This window comes from Rhizobium sp. A37_96 (assembly GCF_053521765.1).
Genome location: NZ_JBNWDS010000003.1, coordinates 352,484 through 367,334, shown reverse-complemented (window position 1 = coordinate 367,334; position 14,851 = coordinate 352,484). Strand labels below are relative to the sequence as shown.

The following is a 14,851-nucleotide window of genomic DNA, read 5'->3' as shown; positions in this document are numbered from 1 at the left end:
CCTCTTGTTGCCGGGCGCTGGTTCTTGGGCTTCGTTCTCTGTCGCTTTCAGGTCGACAGATGCACGAGCGATTGCGCGTCGGCCTCCTCCCTCTTGAGAATTCCGGCAGAGCGTCCCTGGCGCATCACCAGGATGCGGTCCGACATGCCGAGAACCTCGTCTATTTCGGACGAGATCATGATGACGGTGCCGCCTTCGGCGGCGAAGTCGCAGATGATGCGATAGATCTCGCGCTTGGCACCGACGTCGACGCCGCGCGTCGGCTCGTCCAGCAGCAGCACTTTCGGCTTGCGCAGGAACCACTTGCCGAGCACGACTTTCTGCTGGTTGCCGCCCGAAAGACCGGAAACCGGCATGCTGTCGCGCGCCGCCTTGATCCCGAAGCGCTTGATCATGTCCTGGCTGGCGCTGGCTTCCGCCCGACGGTCCATCGAGAAGCGCGGGCTCATTTCGGGAAGGCTCGCCAGGCAGATATTGTTGCGCACGCTGTCGATGAGATTGAGCCCCGTCAGCTTGCGGTCTTCCGTCACGAAGGCGATGCCGTGCCGCATGGCTTCGGCCGGCTTGCGCACGACAATGGGCTGGCCTGAAAGCCTGATCTCGCCGCTCGTCACGGCGTCGACGCCGAAGATGCAGTTGAAGATCTCGGTGCGGCCGGACCCCATGAGGCCATAGATGCCGAAGATTTCTCCCTTGTGGGCGGTGAAGGAGATGTCGTCGACTTTGCCTTGCGCCGTCAGGCCGGCAACTTCCAGCCCCGGCGTCGCGGTCGGTACGTTCGTCTTGATGTATTCCTCGCCAAGCTCGCGGCCGACGATCATGTGAATGAGGCCGGGCCGGTCGATATCGGCAAGCGCGCCGCTGCCGACATAAGACCCATCGCGGAAGGCCGTGTAGGAATCGGCAATCTGGAAGATTTCGGACAGCCGGTGCGAGACATAGACGACGCCTTTGCCCTCGGCCTTCAGCCGCTCGATGGTGGCAAACAGCTGCTGCGCTTCCTTTTCGCCGATCGCCGAGGTGGGTTCGTCCATGAAGATCACTTCGGCGTCGTGACTGAGCGCCTTGGCGATTTCGACCAGCTGAACCTGCGCGACCGAAAGGTTCATCATGAATTGCGTGGCGCGAATATTGAACTCCAGCCGGTCGAGCAGCGCCTGCGCGTTGCGGTTCATCGTCTTGAAGTCGATGCCGCCGAACCGGGCCGATGGCTCGCGGCCGAGATAGATGTTCTCGGCAACCGTCATGTGCGGGATGGGGCTGAGTTCCTGTTCGATGATGGCGATGCCGGCGGCGAGCGCTTCGGCGGGGCTGGCGTAGTCCACTTCCTTGCCGCGGCGGCGAATGGAGCCGGCATCGCGCTTGTGAATGCCCATCAGAATCTTGAGGAAAGTCGACTTGCCCGCACCGTTGCCGCCGCACAGGGCGTGGACGGAGCCGGGCCGCAACTGAAAGCGCCCGTCGCGCAATGCCGCGACGCCGCCAAAGGACTTTTTCAGTCCCTCTACTTCAAGCAGGAATTCCACTTTCCCCTCCGCACTCCCGATGCCGAAACAAGCTCTGACGACAGAGACGATTGCTGCTCGGCACCAATATTGACAATATTCGGAGTGCTTTCGACAAATGTCAAGCATGCGATTTTGAATTCGCTGCGAGAGGCGGCGAGGCTGTTAAATCTCGGAGAGTGGCCGACGGGTGGGAGGGGCGGAGCGTCGATCGTGGGGAGTGATCGAGGTGCCCCCGCTATCGGGGCGGCGAGCGGAAATCCCAACGTCATCTCGGACGCTCGGCCCGGAAGGTTTTGAAGCATGCTATGTTGACATTAGGTCATATTATGATTTGCTGCGGATAGCAGGTTTCTCGCTATTGGTTGCGGGTGGCTAAACAAGGGATTGAGAATGACGATCAGTGCCCAGGCACGGCAGCGGCTGGCGCAACGGGTCATCGACCAATTGCGCACGCAGATCGAGACCGGCAAACTTCGGGCAGGCGACCAGCTTCCGACGGAGCCGCGGCTCGAGGCTGCGTTTGGGGTCAGCCGGACCGTCGTGCGCGAGGCGATCGCCGATCTGCGAGCAGCCGGGCTCGTCAGGCCGGTTCAGGGGAAGGGCGTATTCGTTTCCGATACGCCGACGAGGCCCGCTCTCATATTGACGCCCGTCGAGATCAAGACCATTCCCGAGACGCTGGAATTGCTGGAGTTTCGTATGGCGACCGAAGGTGAGGCTGCTGCAATCGCGGCGTATCGCAGGACCGCGGAACAAGAGGCAGCCATTGCTGCGGCCAACCGGAAGATGGCTGCTCTGATGGAGCAGGGGCTTTCAACCGTCGATGCCGACTTCGAGTTTCACATGGCGGTCGCGGTCGCGACAAACAACCGCTTCTATGTCGATATACTCAGGCATATCGGCCCGCGCACCATTCCGCGGGGACAGTTTCCGACGCTTCCGGAGGCCAATGATCATGCCTATCTGGAGAAGGTTCATGCCGAGCATGTCGAGATTCTGGCGGCGATTGTCGATCAGGATCCGGAACGGGCACGCCAGGCGATGCGCGCCCACTTGATGGCGAGCCAACGGCGCTACCGCCTGCTGGCTGAACTCCAGCCGCAATAAGGTTCGACATGCCATTTAATCATAATATGTCATATGATATGGCCGTTTAGGGAGCGTGGCGGGTGTATTTGGGAACGCAGATCGAGGCGCGCGACGACGACTATCGGATGTTCGCGCAACTTGGAGTGAAGCACATTTGTGCCGACCCACCCGGGAGGCCCGATAACTGGACCTTGTCCGATCTTGAGCGACTTCGCGACAAGGTCGAAAGCTTCGGGTTGGTGCTGGACATGATTCAGCTTCCGTTGTCGTCACAGCCCGTCGAAAAAGCTACCTATCCCGATATCCTGCTTGCAGGGCCTGATCGCGATCGCCAGATCGATGCCATCTGCAGGCTGATCGAGGATGTGGCGACCGCCGGAATTCCCGCGGTGAAATACAATCTCAATCTCATCGGCATACCGCGCACCCCGGATGAGCGGGGGCGAGGGGGTTCGCTGAACGCGAGTTTTCGATGGAATATGACCGACCCTCGCGCCGCACCGGGCCTTGCGGGCGTGCTGTCGGAAGACGACAACTGGGAACGCATCGACTATTTTCTGGAGCGGATCGTTCCGGTGGCGGAAAGCAATCGCATTCGCCTCGCCTGCCATCCGCATGATCCCTATACACCGCCGGGCTACCGTGGCGTGACGCGCGTCCTCGGTTCGGTCGCAGGCCTTAAGAAATTCGTGCTGATGCGGGAGAGCCCCTATCACGGTCTGAATTTCTGCCAGGGATCGATCGGGGAAATGCTTGACCATCCGCGCGAGGAAATCGACGACGTTATCCGCTGGTTTGGCAGCCGCGGCAAAATCTTCAACGTCCATTTCCGCAACATCCGGGGCGGCAAGCTCTCCTTCATGGAGACCTTCCCCGAGGAGGGCGACATGGACATGGTGCGCTCCGCCCGGATCTACAGGGAAGTCGGTTATTCATACATGCTGATGCCCGACCACGTACCGACGATCAGCGGCCGGGATCCGACGGGCGTCGCCTTCGCCTTCTGCTACGGCTATATCGCCGCTCTTCTCCAGACGCTCGATCAAGCCTGAACGAACACCACTCAACCAAGATCTAGAACAGGATATCGCCATGGACGCGAATGAACTGAAAAAGGCTGTTGGCAGCGGTCTGCTATCGTTTCCCGTCACCCATTTCGGTCAGGATCTGACGTTCGACGAGGCGAAATATCGAGGTCATATCGAATGGCTGGCCGGCTACGGAGCCGCTGCGCTTTTTGCCGCGGGAGGCACCGGCGAGTTCTTCTCGTTGAACCCGGCCGAGATCCCGCAGGTCGTTCGTGCTGCGAAAGCATCGGCGGGCAGCACGCCGATTATCTCCGGGACCGGCTACGGTACGTCGCTTGCTATCGACATCGCCAAAGCGGCGGAAAGGGCCGGCGCGGACGGTTTGCTGCTTCTTCCGCCCTATCTCATGTTTGCGGAACAGGCGGGCCTCATCGCTCACGTCAAGGCGGTCTGCCAGGCCGTCGGTATCGGCGTCATCGTCTATAATCGCGACAATGCCGTGCTCAGCGCCGAGAGCCTGGTCCGTCTTGCCGACGAGTGCCCCAATCTGATCGGCTACAAGGACGGGGTCGGCGACGTCGATAAGGTGATCGAGATTACCACCACTCTCAAGGACCGCCTGGTTTATGTCGGTGGCATGCCGATCCACGAGGTCTATGCGCAGGCCTATTTCGCGGCGGGCGTCACGACATATTCCTCGGCGGTTTTCAATTTTGTCCCGACGTTGGCACAGCGTTTCTACGCGGCACTTCGCTCGCGCGATCAGGTGACCGTCGACCATATTCTCAGAAGCTTCTTCTTTCCGCTGGTGACGTTGCGCAATCGAAAGAAGGGCTATGCGGTGTCGATCATCAAGGCGGGCCTGCGTGTTCTTGGCAGGGACCCCGGGCCGGTAAGACCGCCATTGACCGATCTGACGCCGGAGGAAATGGCAATACTGGAAAAGATTATCGCGGCAGCAGAGTGAGATTTGCTAGAAGGTTCGCATCATCGCCGGTCACGCCGGTACGATGCTCGAACGAGGTCACGCATGGTTCAACCTTCCTTCAGCACAGCGTCTCGCACATTCGTCTATGCCGCCGCCGCTATCGCCGGCACGATCGACATCTACAGCATGGATGAGGCGACTGGCGCGCTCGTGCGGGTGACCAGCGTGGACGTGGGGCATGCCGTCATGCCGATGGCCGTCAGCCCGGACAGGCGGCATCTCTATGCCGTCATCCGTTCGCAGCCCTACCGGGTGCTGACGCTGGCAATCGACAGCGCGACCGGCAGGCTCACCCGGGAAGCCGTAGCGGCACTGCCCGACAGCATGGCTTATGTTTCGACCGATCCGTCAGGCAGGTTTCTTTTCACGGCCTCCTATGGCGGCAACCTGGTCGCCGTCTTGCTCGTCGACGGGGACGGACGCGTCACCGCCGAAGCCAGCCAGGTGATGCCTACGGGGCGCAACGCTCATTCGATCGTCAGCGATCGATCGGGACGATATGTCTTCGCCACAAATCTCGGTTCCGACGCGCTGCAGCAGTTCATCTTCGATTCCGAGATCGGGATACTGGCGGCGAATGATCCCATGCAGGTCGAGACCGGTCCTGGTTTCGGTCCGCGTCACATAGTCGTATCGCCGGACAATGCATCCCTCTACGTTCTGACGGAACTGACCGGCCATGTCATCCACTATGCCCTCGACGCTGTCACAGGCACTTTGACCGAGATCGCAAGTGTCGCTTCCGTGCCCCCAGATGCGGGACTGTCTCCCGGCATTCCCCCGTCGGGGGCAAATGCGGCCGATGACGGCAAGCCGAAGGTCTGGGCTGCGGATATCGGCATCACGCCGAATGGCAGGTTTCTGTTCACGACTGAGCGAACCACCAGCCGGATAGCACTTTTTCATGTCTCGGAACACGATGGAACGCTGACTTACATCGCGAATTATCCGACCGAACTGCAGCCGCGGGGCATCCGTATCGATCCCTCGGGCCGTTTTCTTGTCGCGTCCGGCGAAAAATCCGACAGCTTGTCGGTCTATGCCATCGGCCAGATGGACGGTGCCCTCGGATTGGTCGGCCGATACCCGGTCGATGCGGGCGCGAACTGGATCGAGATCGTGACTTTCACCTGAAGGAGAGACCGCCGGCGACAAGCGTCCAGCGGATGATCGCGCACCGTTCCTAGTCGGCTTTTCCCGACAGCCTGGCGATCAGGCTTTCGATCTCGGAGGCGGGAAGGGGCTTGGCGAACAGATAGCCCTGAAACATTTCACAGCCGGCTTGTTCGAGGAAGCGCGCTTGCTCTTCCGTTTCTACGCCTTCGGCGACGACTTCCAGCTCCAAAGTTCGGCCCAGGGATACGATAGCGGAGGTAATCGCCATGTCGCCGGGCTTGTCGGGGATCTCGGCAATGAAGGAGCGGTCGATCTTGAGACGGGAAAGCGGAAAGCGTCTGAGTGTGCTGAGGCTTGAATAGCCCGTGCCGAAATCGTCGATCGCAAGGCTGACGCCGAGTTTCTTCAGTTCCTGCATGCGCTCGATCGCCCCAGCGACATCGCGCATGATCAGGCTTTCCGTCAATTCGAGCTCGAGCCATTCCGGATCGAGATTGGCCGACCGCAGTGCCGATGCGACCTGATCCGTCAGCGAGCTTTCCAGAAACTGCCGCGCCGACACGTTCACCGCGATGCGGAGCGGCGGCAGGCCCCGGTCCTGCCATGCCCGCGCCTGTCGGCAAGCCTTCTGCAAGACCATATCGCCGATCGAGACGATCAGCCCCGTTTCCTCGGCCAATGGGATGAAGGCACCTGGCGGCAGCAGACCTTCATCGGGATGCTGCCATCGCACGAGCGCCTCGACCCCGATCACCTTGCCTGTGCGGATATCCTTTTGCGGCTGATAGTGGAGCAGGAACTCGTCCCGTTCGACCGCGTGGCGCAGTTCTTCGATGCGTGTGAGCTTGTTGCGCGCGTCTTCGGCCATGGCCGGCGAGAACAGTTGAATGCCGTTGCGCCCGGATTCCTTGACGCGGTAGAGCGCCATGTCGGCGTTTGCAAACAGGTCCGAAGCCGTAGTGCCGTGCTCGGCAGAGCAGGCCACGCCGATGCTGCAGGTTGTCCGGATGGCGACACCGGCGATGGTCAAAGGTTCCGATATCGCTTCAAGGATGGCCTTCAACTTGTCGTGTATGGAATCGTGAGCCTGCCGGAGGACAAGGATGAACTCATCGCCGCCGATCCTCGACACAAGGCCGTCATTTCCAACGCAGGCGGATATTCTCCGGGCGACCACCTTCAGCAATTCGTCACCGGCCGCATGACCGAGATTGTCGTTCACCAGCTTGAAATTATCCAGATCGACGAAGGCGACGGCGAGAGGCACCCCGTCTGTTGCCGCCGTCTCCAACAGACGGCCGAGCTTGCTGTCGAGGAGCGTGCGATTTGGCAGGCCGGTCAGTGCGTCGTGCTCGGCCAGATAGGCGATGCGCGCGATATCCCGATGGCGATCAATGGCGATTCCGACCGTTTGCGCTATGCCGGCAAGGAACTCCGTAAGCCCGGCTTCGTTGCCGTCGGTCTTCGCTACCACCAGCGTTCCGTGCCTGCCGCCATCTCGCGAGGAAATGGGGAATTTCAGAATCTCGCCGGCAATCGGCGCGGGTTGCTCATCACCGAGAATGAAGCTGACTGGCCTTCCGTTCAGCAGCCGCTCAAGCAAAGCGCGCGCTTCCTGGAAAAACAGGTCGAGGTCGACGCCTCGCGCGACCTCCCGCAGCAGCTTCGTTTGTGCGCTCATCAACTCTTCCGCCCGTTTGCGGGCGGATATATCGCGGGAGGCTCCGACAACGCCGATGATGTTGCCGTTCCTGTCTCTCAGCGGCACCCGGGACATCATGAGCCAGCCTTCGCCCCTTAGGCGTCGCTCCTCGACGCCCAGGTCGGCCTCGCCGGTCTCCATGACGCGCCTTTCCACTTCCTCGATCTTGTGGGCATCAGCTAGCGGATGGATTTCCGCGTCCGTCAGGCCAATCAGTTCCTCGACATGCGTGAAGCCGTTGTTGAGGACGGTGGCCCGGTTCGCAAAGAGGAAGCGGCTGTCTCTGTCCTTGGCATAGATGAAGTCCGGCACATAGTTGATCATCGCCTCGAGCCATTCGTAGCGCTCGGAGAGGGACTGATATTGGGCCCGGAGCAATTCGAGCATGCTACGACGCTGCCGGTCGTCGCTCTTTTCATCCCCATGCGGTCGCTTGGGCGATTTACCCGGCTGCTGTGTCATCTACATACTCTCACTCGGCGAGCGGACAATATCGGCAGGCAATTATGCAATCATGACGGCGTATCGAGCATCTTGGCTTCCGAAGCAGACGCGCATGGCTTCTGATCCGACGGCCGGCAGCCTGGCTCATCCATCCGTGTGGATATTGTCATATAATATAATGTATGAATATCCGCTCAATCGGGGCGGTAAGATTGTCGCTGCTTTCCCGAGACGGCCGGCGGCGCGGCAGAGCCTTCTTCTGGAGCAGACAGAGCGGATTGCCTTGCGGGAAGAGGGCAAAACCGGCTAAAGCCCGGATGGTGGGAATTCAAGAATCGCAAGGATAAATCAGTATGCGTGCTGGCAAAGCCGTAGCGAACGGCAATCTGGTGCTCGCCGGCATGCTTTTGATGCTTTTCGGCGACTTTCTGTTCTCGTTGAACGATGCCATGGGCAAATGGCTGGTCGCGAGTTTCTCGGTCGGACAGGTGCTGGTTATCCGTTCGTTCGGTGCGTTCCTTATTCTTGCTCCCATGATCGCGAGACAGGATAAGGCAGCCCTGTTTCGCCTCGAACAGCCCTCGCTGCAGCTGCTGCGGGTGGTGATGGCGACAGTCGATGTCGCCCTTTTTTATGCTGCGGTCACCTATCTGCCGCTTGCCGACGTGATGACCTTCTATATGGCCGGCCCGATCTATGTCGCGGCGATCTCGCACTTCTTCCTGGGCGAGAGGATCGGCTGGCGGCGCTGGCTGGCGGTTCTCGTCGGCTTTATCGGTGTATTGATCGCGCTCAGGCCTTCTGCAGCGATGTTCTCCTGGCCGTCGTTTTTCGGCCTTGGCGGAAGCCTTGCATTCGCGCTGACGCTGGTGCTCGGGCGGCGACTGCGCCAGACGGGCGACGCAACGCTCGTTGCCTGGCAGACGATTGGCGCGCTTGCGGCCGGATTGGTGCTCAGCATCGGCAATTGGCGATCGGTATCGGTTCTTGATATCGGCGCCATGCTGGCGCTCGGCATCGTTGCCGGCAGCGCCCATATGTTGATTACCCGCTCGCTGAAGCTTGCCCCCGCGTCGCTTCTGGCTCCGCTGCAGTACAGCTTGCTCATCTGGGCGATCGTGCTGGGTTTTGTCTTCTTCGGAGATATTCCGGACGCCCAGATCATCATCGGATCTGTCATCATCGTGCTCGCCGGCCTTTTCATCTTCCACCGCAAGAATGTCACCGACACGATCCCCAAGGAAGCCGTCGCCCGGGACGGGCACTAGACGCGCCGCCGGCCATTCTCCAGCGAGTAATCTTGCTGCGCTCGTCCGGTGAAGCGCGGATGCGTCGCCTGGCGGCCCTTTCGGGCGATCTTCACTTGCTGACTTTCCGCATTTCGCTCGGTGATGTACCGTATTTCTTGCGATACGCAGTTGCCAGATGCGCGGAATCGGAAAAGCCGGTTTCATGCGCGATGGCTGTGATCGCCAGCGAGCCATTTTCGAGCAGAAAGCGTGCATAGCGCAGCCTCGTTTCAAGAATGAAATGTTTCGGCGTCATGTCGATATGCGTTTGGAAGAGGCGGGCGAACTGACGTGGCGAAAGGCCCACGGCGGCGGCTGCCTGTTCCGGTGATACGTCGCGTCCTTTCCGGCTTTCGATGAGCACGATGGCCTTTTGCAGGCGTGCGTCGCTCACATGGCGAAAGGTCGATGCTCTTTCGTGGTCGAAGACACTCATGCCCTTCGGAGTTGTGAGGGATAGCTGGTGGACGGCCTTCGCCGCGCGGTCCGGTCCGCAATGATTGTGGATGAGCTGGGTCATCAGTGACAGGATCGAGGTTCCCCCCGGAACGGTGATGCGCCCCTTGTCGATCAGAAAGTCGTCCCGTGTGGAAAAGGCCTGGCGCGGGAAGGCAGTTCGGAAATCCTCCGAATGATAGGGATGGACGGCAGCCTTGCGATCGACGAGCAGGCCTTCCTGCGCGAGGATGAACGATCCCGTGCAGGCCCCGATGATCGTCACGCCGGCGGATGCCGCCACGCGCAGATAGTCACGATGCGAAGCGGGGGCGGCTCTGAGATGCGGCAGCAGGCCGCCAATGGCGACGACATAGTCGAAATCCGTCGGATTGATGTAGGCGGCATCTGCCTGGACGCGGATGCCGCAGCTCGCCGCAGCGCTATAGCCCGGCTTGCCCATGATCGACCAGCGGCAATGAAGCGGCCGCGAATTGTCGCCGAAATCGGCGGCATGACGAAGCGGCTCGATGACGCCCGTCAGCGACATCAGGGGAAAGGTCGGCCAGAGCAGGATGCCCACCGAAATATCCGGCTTGTGGTCGCGCGCCGAAAGCAGGCGTTCGGCCCACAGGCTGTCCAGCCAGCCGACGTAGTCCATATCCTTCTGTCCATCCGAAACGCCGGTCTTTTCGTCCACAGCACTCTCCCTTGATGGGAAAGCATAGCCTGGCATGTCCGTTTTTAAAAGAAAATGTCCAATTTATAAAATCCAACCCGTCGGTTTGGCGGCATTCTTTACGCGTTGAACACAAGCATCCGGACCGCAAAAACAACCGGATCAGGGAACTCTTAACGTCAAGGATCTGACAAATGGCACTTTCTCTTTCGAGAAGGCTGGTGGTGTGCGCGCTGCTGGCAGGCGGGAGCTTTTCGGTTTTTTCGACCGCCGCGAAGGCTTTCGAATTGGTGGAACAGGGCAAACTAACGGTCGCCTTCACCGGCGACATGCCGGGCTCCGGCTGGCAGGACGGCAAGCTGATCGGCTATGACGGCGAAATCATGCAGAAAATCGCCGACAAGCTGGGGCTGAAGATCCAGCCGGCGTTGATGGAGTGGTCGGGCACGATCGCCTCTGTTGAGTCCGGCCGCGTCGACGTCATGCTCGGCACGATGGGCTGGACGGAAAAGCGCGCCAATATCATGTCGCTGTCCGAGCCGATCCACTACTTCAAGAACGGCATCATGCAGTCCGACAAGACCAGCTGGGACAAGCTGTCCGATCTCGAAGGCAAGAAGGTCGGCACGATCACCGGTTTTTCCTTCGTGCCGGAACTCAAGAAAATCAAGGGACTGGAGCTTTCGCTCTATGACACGGCGGACGCCGCCGTGCGCGATTTGATCGCGGGGCGCATCGATGCCGTCATCGGCGATCCGCCGGTCGTTTCCTTTGCGATCAAGAAGAATCCCGATTGGCACATGCATTTCCTCGCCTTCATCGATACCAATCCCGACTTCCCGCTGCTGACCGGTCTCGGTCAGGTCGTCTATGGCTTCAACAAGAAGAACGACGATTTGCACCAGAAGGTCGACGCCATCATCGACGAGATGTGGAAGACCTGCGCGATGAAGGAAATCGGCGAGCGCTACGGCCTTTCCGCCGATGTCTGGTACACGCCGGCTGGCGAGAACTTCCGCGCCGGCGTGGACCGCCCGGCCGATTACAAGCTGCCGTCCTGCAAGACGGCCGGCTGATATCGGAGGAGTGACAGCAAAAGCGCGCAGCGGTTTTGCCTCCGAAGTTGCACGGAAACGGAAAGGACGGAGCCTTTCAGGTGATCTCGTCTCCACCGGTTAAGTCTTCAAGACCTGGACGGCGCATTTTAGGGCGCCGTCCCTCTGGTTCGACCAAAACGATAAAAAGGGGAATGCCATGAGCCCGCTGCTGAGCGTGACGGGTCTGCGCAAGAGCTATGGAACCGTGGAGGTTCTGAAGGGGATCGATTTCGAGGTGGCGGCGGGCGAGAAGATCGCTTTGATCGGCCCATCCGGCTCGGGAAAATCCACCTGCTTGCGTTGTCTTAATTTTCTGGAGAAGCCGACAGCCGGAGAGATCCGCCTCGATGACGAGCAGATCGGCATGGCCGCCGGCCGGCCGATGAACGACCGTCAGCTTGCGCCACAGCGCGCCGAGATGGGCATGGTTTTTCAGCTCTTCAATCTTTGGCCGCATCTTTCCGTGACCGAAAACGTGGCGATCGCCGCCCGCAAGGTGCGCGGCCTTTCGGCGAAGGAAGCGCGTGAGCTGGCGCTCGAAATGCTGGCCAAGGTCCATATGACGCATCGCGCCGATGCGTCGCCGCTCGAACTTTCCGGTGGCCAGCAGCAGCGGGTGGCGATCGCCCGCGCTTTGGCCCAGAAACCGAAATTGATGCTGTTCGACGAACCGACGTCGGCGCTCGATCCCGAACTGGTGCACGAAGTGCTGAAGGTGATGGAAGAACTGGCCGCCGAGGGGCGCACCATGCTGATCGTCACCCACGAGATTGCCTTCGCCCGCGACATCGCGGATCGGGTGATGTTTCTCGACGGCGGCGTGATTGCCGAACAGGGGGCGGCGCGGGAGTTGATTCTCGCACCGCGCGAACGGCGCACGCAGGCTTTCCTCAAGCAGATCCGGCATTGAGGGCGGCGCGATGAGCGGATTATCGATCTTTCTTATGGTGTTGGAGGGGCTTGCCGCCGGCATCGGCGTCACTGTGCTGGTCACGCTCGCCTCACTGGCGCTGGGCGTCTGCCTGGGCTTTGGACTGGCGCTCGCCCGTCAATTCAGCAAGCTGTGGGCGGTTCACGCCCTGATCGACACCTATTGCGAAATCATGCGCAACATTCCGGCGCTCACCCATCTCTTCATCCTGTATTTCGGGCTGGCGAGCATCGGCCTCCGGCTTTCGTCCATCGCCGCGGCCATTCTCGGCCTCGGCCTGATCGGTGGCGCGGTGACTTGCGACCTCTTCCGCTCGGGCTTTGCGGCGCTGCCGAACGGCCAGCGCGAGGCCGCGCTCGCCGTCGGGTTTACGCCGCTCCAGACGATTTTCGACATCCTGACCCCGCAGGCCCTGCGCATCGCATTGCCGTCGCTTGGCAACTACGCCGTCCAGCTTCTGAAGGACACCTCGATCGTTTCGGCCATCGCCGCGCCGGAGATCATGTTCTATGCGCGTTCGATGGTCACGTCCTCGTTCCAGACGACGCTGATCTATGCGACGGCCGCCGGCCTCTACCTGCTGCTCGGCTTGCCGCTGATGCAGGCGATCCGCGTTCTCGAAACCCGTTACGGGAGGGTCAAGGCATGACCGCATTCTTTGAACCCTATGTCGAATACGGTGCGGAATGGCTGCCGGCGCTTCTCGAAGCGATGTGGACGACCGCGGCTCTGTCGGTCACAGCCTTCGCACTCTCGTTGGTCCTCGGTCTCTTGCTGGCGCTGTGCCGCAATGTTCGTTCGCCCCTCCTGCAACGTCTCGTTTCGCTGTATGTTTCGGTCGTTCGCGGCATACCGCTGCTCGCCATTCTGTTCCTGCTCTACTTCGGTCTTCCCGGCATCGGCATCACCTTCAATGCCTTCACCGCCGGCGTATTGGGGCTGGCGCTCGCCTTCGCGGCGCAAGTAGCGGAATTGTTTCGTGCCGGGTTGATGGCGATTGCGAAGGGACAGCGCGAGGCCGCGCTTGCCGTCGGCTTCACGCCGTATCAGAGCTTCAGGCTGATCGTTCTGCCGCAGGTGATGCGTGTCATCGCCGCGCCGCTGATCGTGACTTTTGTTGCGTTGCTGAAGGATTCTTCGCTCGCCTCGCTGATCACGGTCGACGAACTGATGCTGACGGGCCGATCGATGTCGACGGATTATTTCCTCCCGCTGCAAATCTTTCTGGCCGTGGGACTTTGCTACTTCTTCATCGCCTGGCCGTTTTCGCTGCTGTCGAAACGGCTGTCGCCGCGCACTGTCCGTTAGAGCGCATCGCCGTCGCATGACACCTCGTTCGAAACAAGAGACAAGACCATGAATACGAATGACCAAGGACGCATCGCGCCGCGCCGGCCGATCATCCTGACGTCCCCGGATTTCCGGGCGTCCGACATCGCCGAAACCGAGGCGGAATATGTGGTGCGGGCCAACTATGCCGAGGCGATTGCACAGGCCGGCGGCATTTCGTTGATCCTGCCGTATCAGAGCCAGCATATCGCCATGCTGGTTGCCCTAGGGGACGGCGTTTTGCTGACCGGCACGACGCCTGGTCGTGAAGCGCTTCCCGAGCGGCGGGAATTCGAGCTGGAACTCATCCGGCAAACACTTCAGGCAGGCAAGCCGTTGCTCGGGATCTGCAACGGGATGCAGATCATGGGCGAATTTCTCGGCGGAACCTTCACGACGAGCCTGCCGGATGGGTCTGTCGATCATATTCCCGCCGACATTCCCGACCGTATCGCCCACAGGATCGCGGTCGAGCCCGGCAGCATGCTGGCCTCCATTGCGGGAATGACGGAGGTTTCCGTCAATAGCCTGCATCGCCATGCACTGACCGGTGCGGGTCGGTTCCGCATTGCGGCGCGCGCGCCCGATGGGGTGGTCGAGGCGATCGAGGGCGAGACGGATACGTTCTGCCTCGGGGTGCAATGGCATCCGGAATACCACCTGAGCGAATTCGACCGTGCGATCCTCAGGCGCTTCATCGGGCACAGCGCCGGCCGCAAGCCGCAAGCCGATTCGCCGGAAACCTGCTCGGTCCGCAGGCGGCTTGCCGCCCTTGGACTGGCTTTGCCGGAAGCTTCCGGGCCCCCAGGTGCGTTTGTCGGAGCCTTGACCACCGGCAACTTCGTCACTGTGTCCGGTCAGGTGCCGCTCAAGGATAAGGCCGTGCTTTGCAAGGGGCATCTTGGCGGTGCCGTCAGCCTCGATCAAGGTCGGGAATGCGCGCGGTGGGCGCTGCTCAACGCACTGGCACAATTGGAACTCGCCGCCGGCGGGCTGGATCGGGTGAAGGGGTTCGTGCGGCTGGCCGGCTATGTGGCGGCCACTCCGGAATTCACAGAGCACGGCGCGGTGATAGACGGCGCGTCCGAGTTGCTGCGCGAGCTCTTTCCAACGTGCTGGCAGCACGCCCGCATCGCCATCGGCGTCGGATCGTTGCCGCGCGGCGTGCCGGTGGAGATCGAGCTGACCGCCGTGACGAACGGCGGAGAGGGATGAT

Annotated in this window: 13 protein-coding genes; 10 read left to right on the top strand and 3 right to left on the bottom strand. The window is 60.8% G+C overall.

Annotated elements, in window-relative coordinates; all coding sequences use genetic code 11:
- Nucleotides 1-47: 47 nt before the first annotated feature.
- Nucleotides 48-1,526, bottom strand: coding sequence for a sugar ABC transporter ATP-binding protein (locus tag ACQZ6J_RS13460; RefSeq protein ID WP_449084418.1), 1,479 nt, complete (start codon nt 1,524-1,526; stop codon nt 48-50).
- A gap of 372 nt (nt 1,527-1,898) precedes the next feature.
- Here ACQZ6J_RS13460 and ACQZ6J_RS13455 point away from each other — a divergent pair, with 372 nt between their 5' ends.
- The 4 genes from ACQZ6J_RS13455 to ACQZ6J_RS13440 all read left to right on the top strand — a co-directional run bounded on the left by ACQZ6J_RS13455 (nt 1,899) and on the right by ACQZ6J_RS13440 (nt 5,747).
- Nucleotides 1,899-2,615, top strand: a complete 717-nt coding sequence (locus ACQZ6J_RS13455) for a FadR/GntR family transcriptional regulator (RefSeq protein WP_449084417.1) — start codon at nt 1,899-1,901, stop codon at nt 2,613-2,615.
- A gap of 62 nt (nt 2,616-2,677) precedes the next feature.
- Entirely contained in the window at nt 2,678-3,649 is a 972-nt protein-coding gene (locus ACQZ6J_RS13450; protein WP_449084416.1) for a mannonate dehydratase, read from the top strand.
- A gap of 40 nt (nt 3,650-3,689) precedes the next feature.
- Nucleotides 3,690-4,592 carry a 5-dehydro-4-deoxyglucarate dehydratase gene (gene kdgD, locus ACQZ6J_RS13445; protein ID WP_449084415.1) on the top strand — a complete coding sequence of 301 codons (903 nt, stop codon included), beginning with the start codon at nt 3,690-3,692 and terminating at the stop codon, nt 4,590-4,592.
- Between the two features lie 63 nt (nt 4,593-4,655).
- Nucleotides 4,656-5,747 carry a lactonase family protein gene (locus ACQZ6J_RS13440; RefSeq protein WP_449084414.1) on the top strand — a complete coding sequence of 364 codons (1,092 nt, stop codon included), beginning with the start codon at nt 4,656-4,658 and terminating at the stop codon, nt 5,745-5,747.
- A 49-nt stretch (nt 5,748-5,796) separates the two neighbouring features.
- Here ACQZ6J_RS13440 and ACQZ6J_RS13435 read toward each other — a convergent pair whose 3' ends face one another.
- Nucleotides 5,797-7,893: a putative bifunctional diguanylate cyclase/phosphodiesterase gene (locus ACQZ6J_RS13435; protein WP_449084413.1), complete on the bottom strand. Its 2,097-nt coding sequence runs from the start codon at nt 7,891-7,893 to the stop codon at nt 5,797-5,799.
- A gap of 335 nt (nt 7,894-8,228) precedes the next feature.
- On the opposite strand from ACQZ6J_RS13435, the gene ACQZ6J_RS13430 reads away from it, so the two are divergent.
- Nucleotides 8,229-9,143: a DMT family transporter gene (locus tag ACQZ6J_RS13430; protein ID WP_163985231.1), complete on the top strand. Its 915-nt coding sequence runs from the start codon at nt 8,229-8,231 to the stop codon at nt 9,141-9,143.
- A 91-nt stretch (nt 9,144-9,234) separates the two neighbouring features.
- Here ACQZ6J_RS13430 and ACQZ6J_RS13425 read toward each other — a convergent pair whose 3' ends face one another.
- Nucleotides 9,235-10,260, bottom strand: coding sequence for a GlxA family transcriptional regulator (locus tag ACQZ6J_RS13425; RefSeq protein WP_163985714.1), 1,026 nt, complete (start codon nt 10,258-10,260; stop codon nt 9,235-9,237).
- A 212-nt stretch (nt 10,261-10,472) separates the two neighbouring features.
- On the opposite strand from ACQZ6J_RS13425, the gene ACQZ6J_RS13420 reads away from it, so the two are divergent.
- From ACQZ6J_RS13420 to ACQZ6J_RS13400, 5 genes are all read left to right on the top strand, one after another.
- Nucleotides 10,473-11,354, top strand: a complete 882-nt coding sequence (locus tag ACQZ6J_RS13420) for an ABC transporter substrate-binding protein (protein ID WP_449084412.1) — start codon at nt 10,473-10,475, stop codon at nt 11,352-11,354.
- A 178-nt stretch (nt 11,355-11,532) separates the two neighbouring features.
- Entirely contained in the window at nt 11,533-12,285 is a 753-nt protein-coding gene (locus ACQZ6J_RS13415; protein WP_163985233.1) for an amino acid ABC transporter ATP-binding protein, read from the top strand.
- A 10-nt stretch (nt 12,286-12,295) separates the two neighbouring features.
- Complete coding sequence (locus ACQZ6J_RS13410; protein ID WP_449084411.1) at nt 12,296-12,955, top strand: amino acid ABC transporter permease; 660 nt, start codon at nt 12,296-12,298, stop codon at nt 12,953-12,955.
- On the top strand, nt 12,952-13,614 hold the full coding sequence (locus tag ACQZ6J_RS13405) for an amino acid ABC transporter permease (protein WP_449084410.1): 663 nt from the start codon (nt 12,952-12,954) through the stop codon (nt 13,612-13,614). The genes ACQZ6J_RS13410 and ACQZ6J_RS13405 overlap by 4 nt, the downstream gene beginning before the upstream one ends.
- A gap of 48 nt (nt 13,615-13,662) precedes the next feature.
- Nucleotides 13,663-14,850 carry an Atu1372/SO_1960 family protein gene (locus ACQZ6J_RS13400; protein ID WP_449084409.1) on the top strand — a complete coding sequence of 396 codons (1,188 nt, stop codon included), beginning with the start codon at nt 13,663-13,665 and terminating at the stop codon, nt 14,848-14,850.
- Nucleotide 14,851: the final 1 nt, after the last annotated feature.

Coding starts and splice junctions, on each gene's coding strand:
- ACQZ6J_RS13425 (WP_163985714.1), bottom strand. CDS start 10,260: ATGGACTACGTCGGCTGGCTGGACAGCCTGTGGGCCGAACGCCTGCTT.
- ACQZ6J_RS13435 (WP_449084413.1), bottom strand. CDS start 7,893: ATGACACAGCAGCCGGGTAAATCGCCCAAGCGACCGCATGGGGATGAA.
- ACQZ6J_RS13440 (WP_449084414.1), top strand. CDS start 4,656: ATGGTTCAACCTTCCTTCAGCACAGCGTCTCGCACATTCGTCTATGCC.
- kdgD (WP_449084415.1), top strand. CDS start 3,690: ATGGACGCGAATGAACTGAAAAAGGCTGTTGGCAGCGGTCTGCTATCG.
- ACQZ6J_RS13400 (WP_449084409.1), top strand. CDS start 13,663: ATGAATACGAATGACCAAGGACGCATCGCGCCGCGCCGGCCGATCATC.
- ACQZ6J_RS13455 (WP_449084417.1), top strand. CDS start 1,899: ATGACGATCAGTGCCCAGGCACGGCAGCGGCTGGCGCAACGGGTCATC.
- ACQZ6J_RS13420 (WP_449084412.1), top strand. CDS start 10,473: ATGGCACTTTCTCTTTCGAGAAGGCTGGTGGTGTGCGCGCTGCTGGCA.
- ACQZ6J_RS13405 (WP_449084410.1), top strand. CDS start 12,952: ATGACCGCATTCTTTGAACCCTATGTCGAATACGGTGCGGAATGGCTG.
- ACQZ6J_RS13410 (WP_449084411.1), top strand. CDS start 12,296: ATGAGCGGATTATCGATCTTTCTTATGGTGTTGGAGGGGCTTGCCGCC.
- ACQZ6J_RS13430 (WP_163985231.1), top strand. CDS start 8,229: ATGCGTGCTGGCAAAGCCGTAGCGAACGGCAATCTGGTGCTCGCCGGC.
- ACQZ6J_RS13415 (WP_163985233.1), top strand. CDS start 11,533: ATGAGCCCGCTGCTGAGCGTGACGGGTCTGCGCAAGAGCTATGGAACC.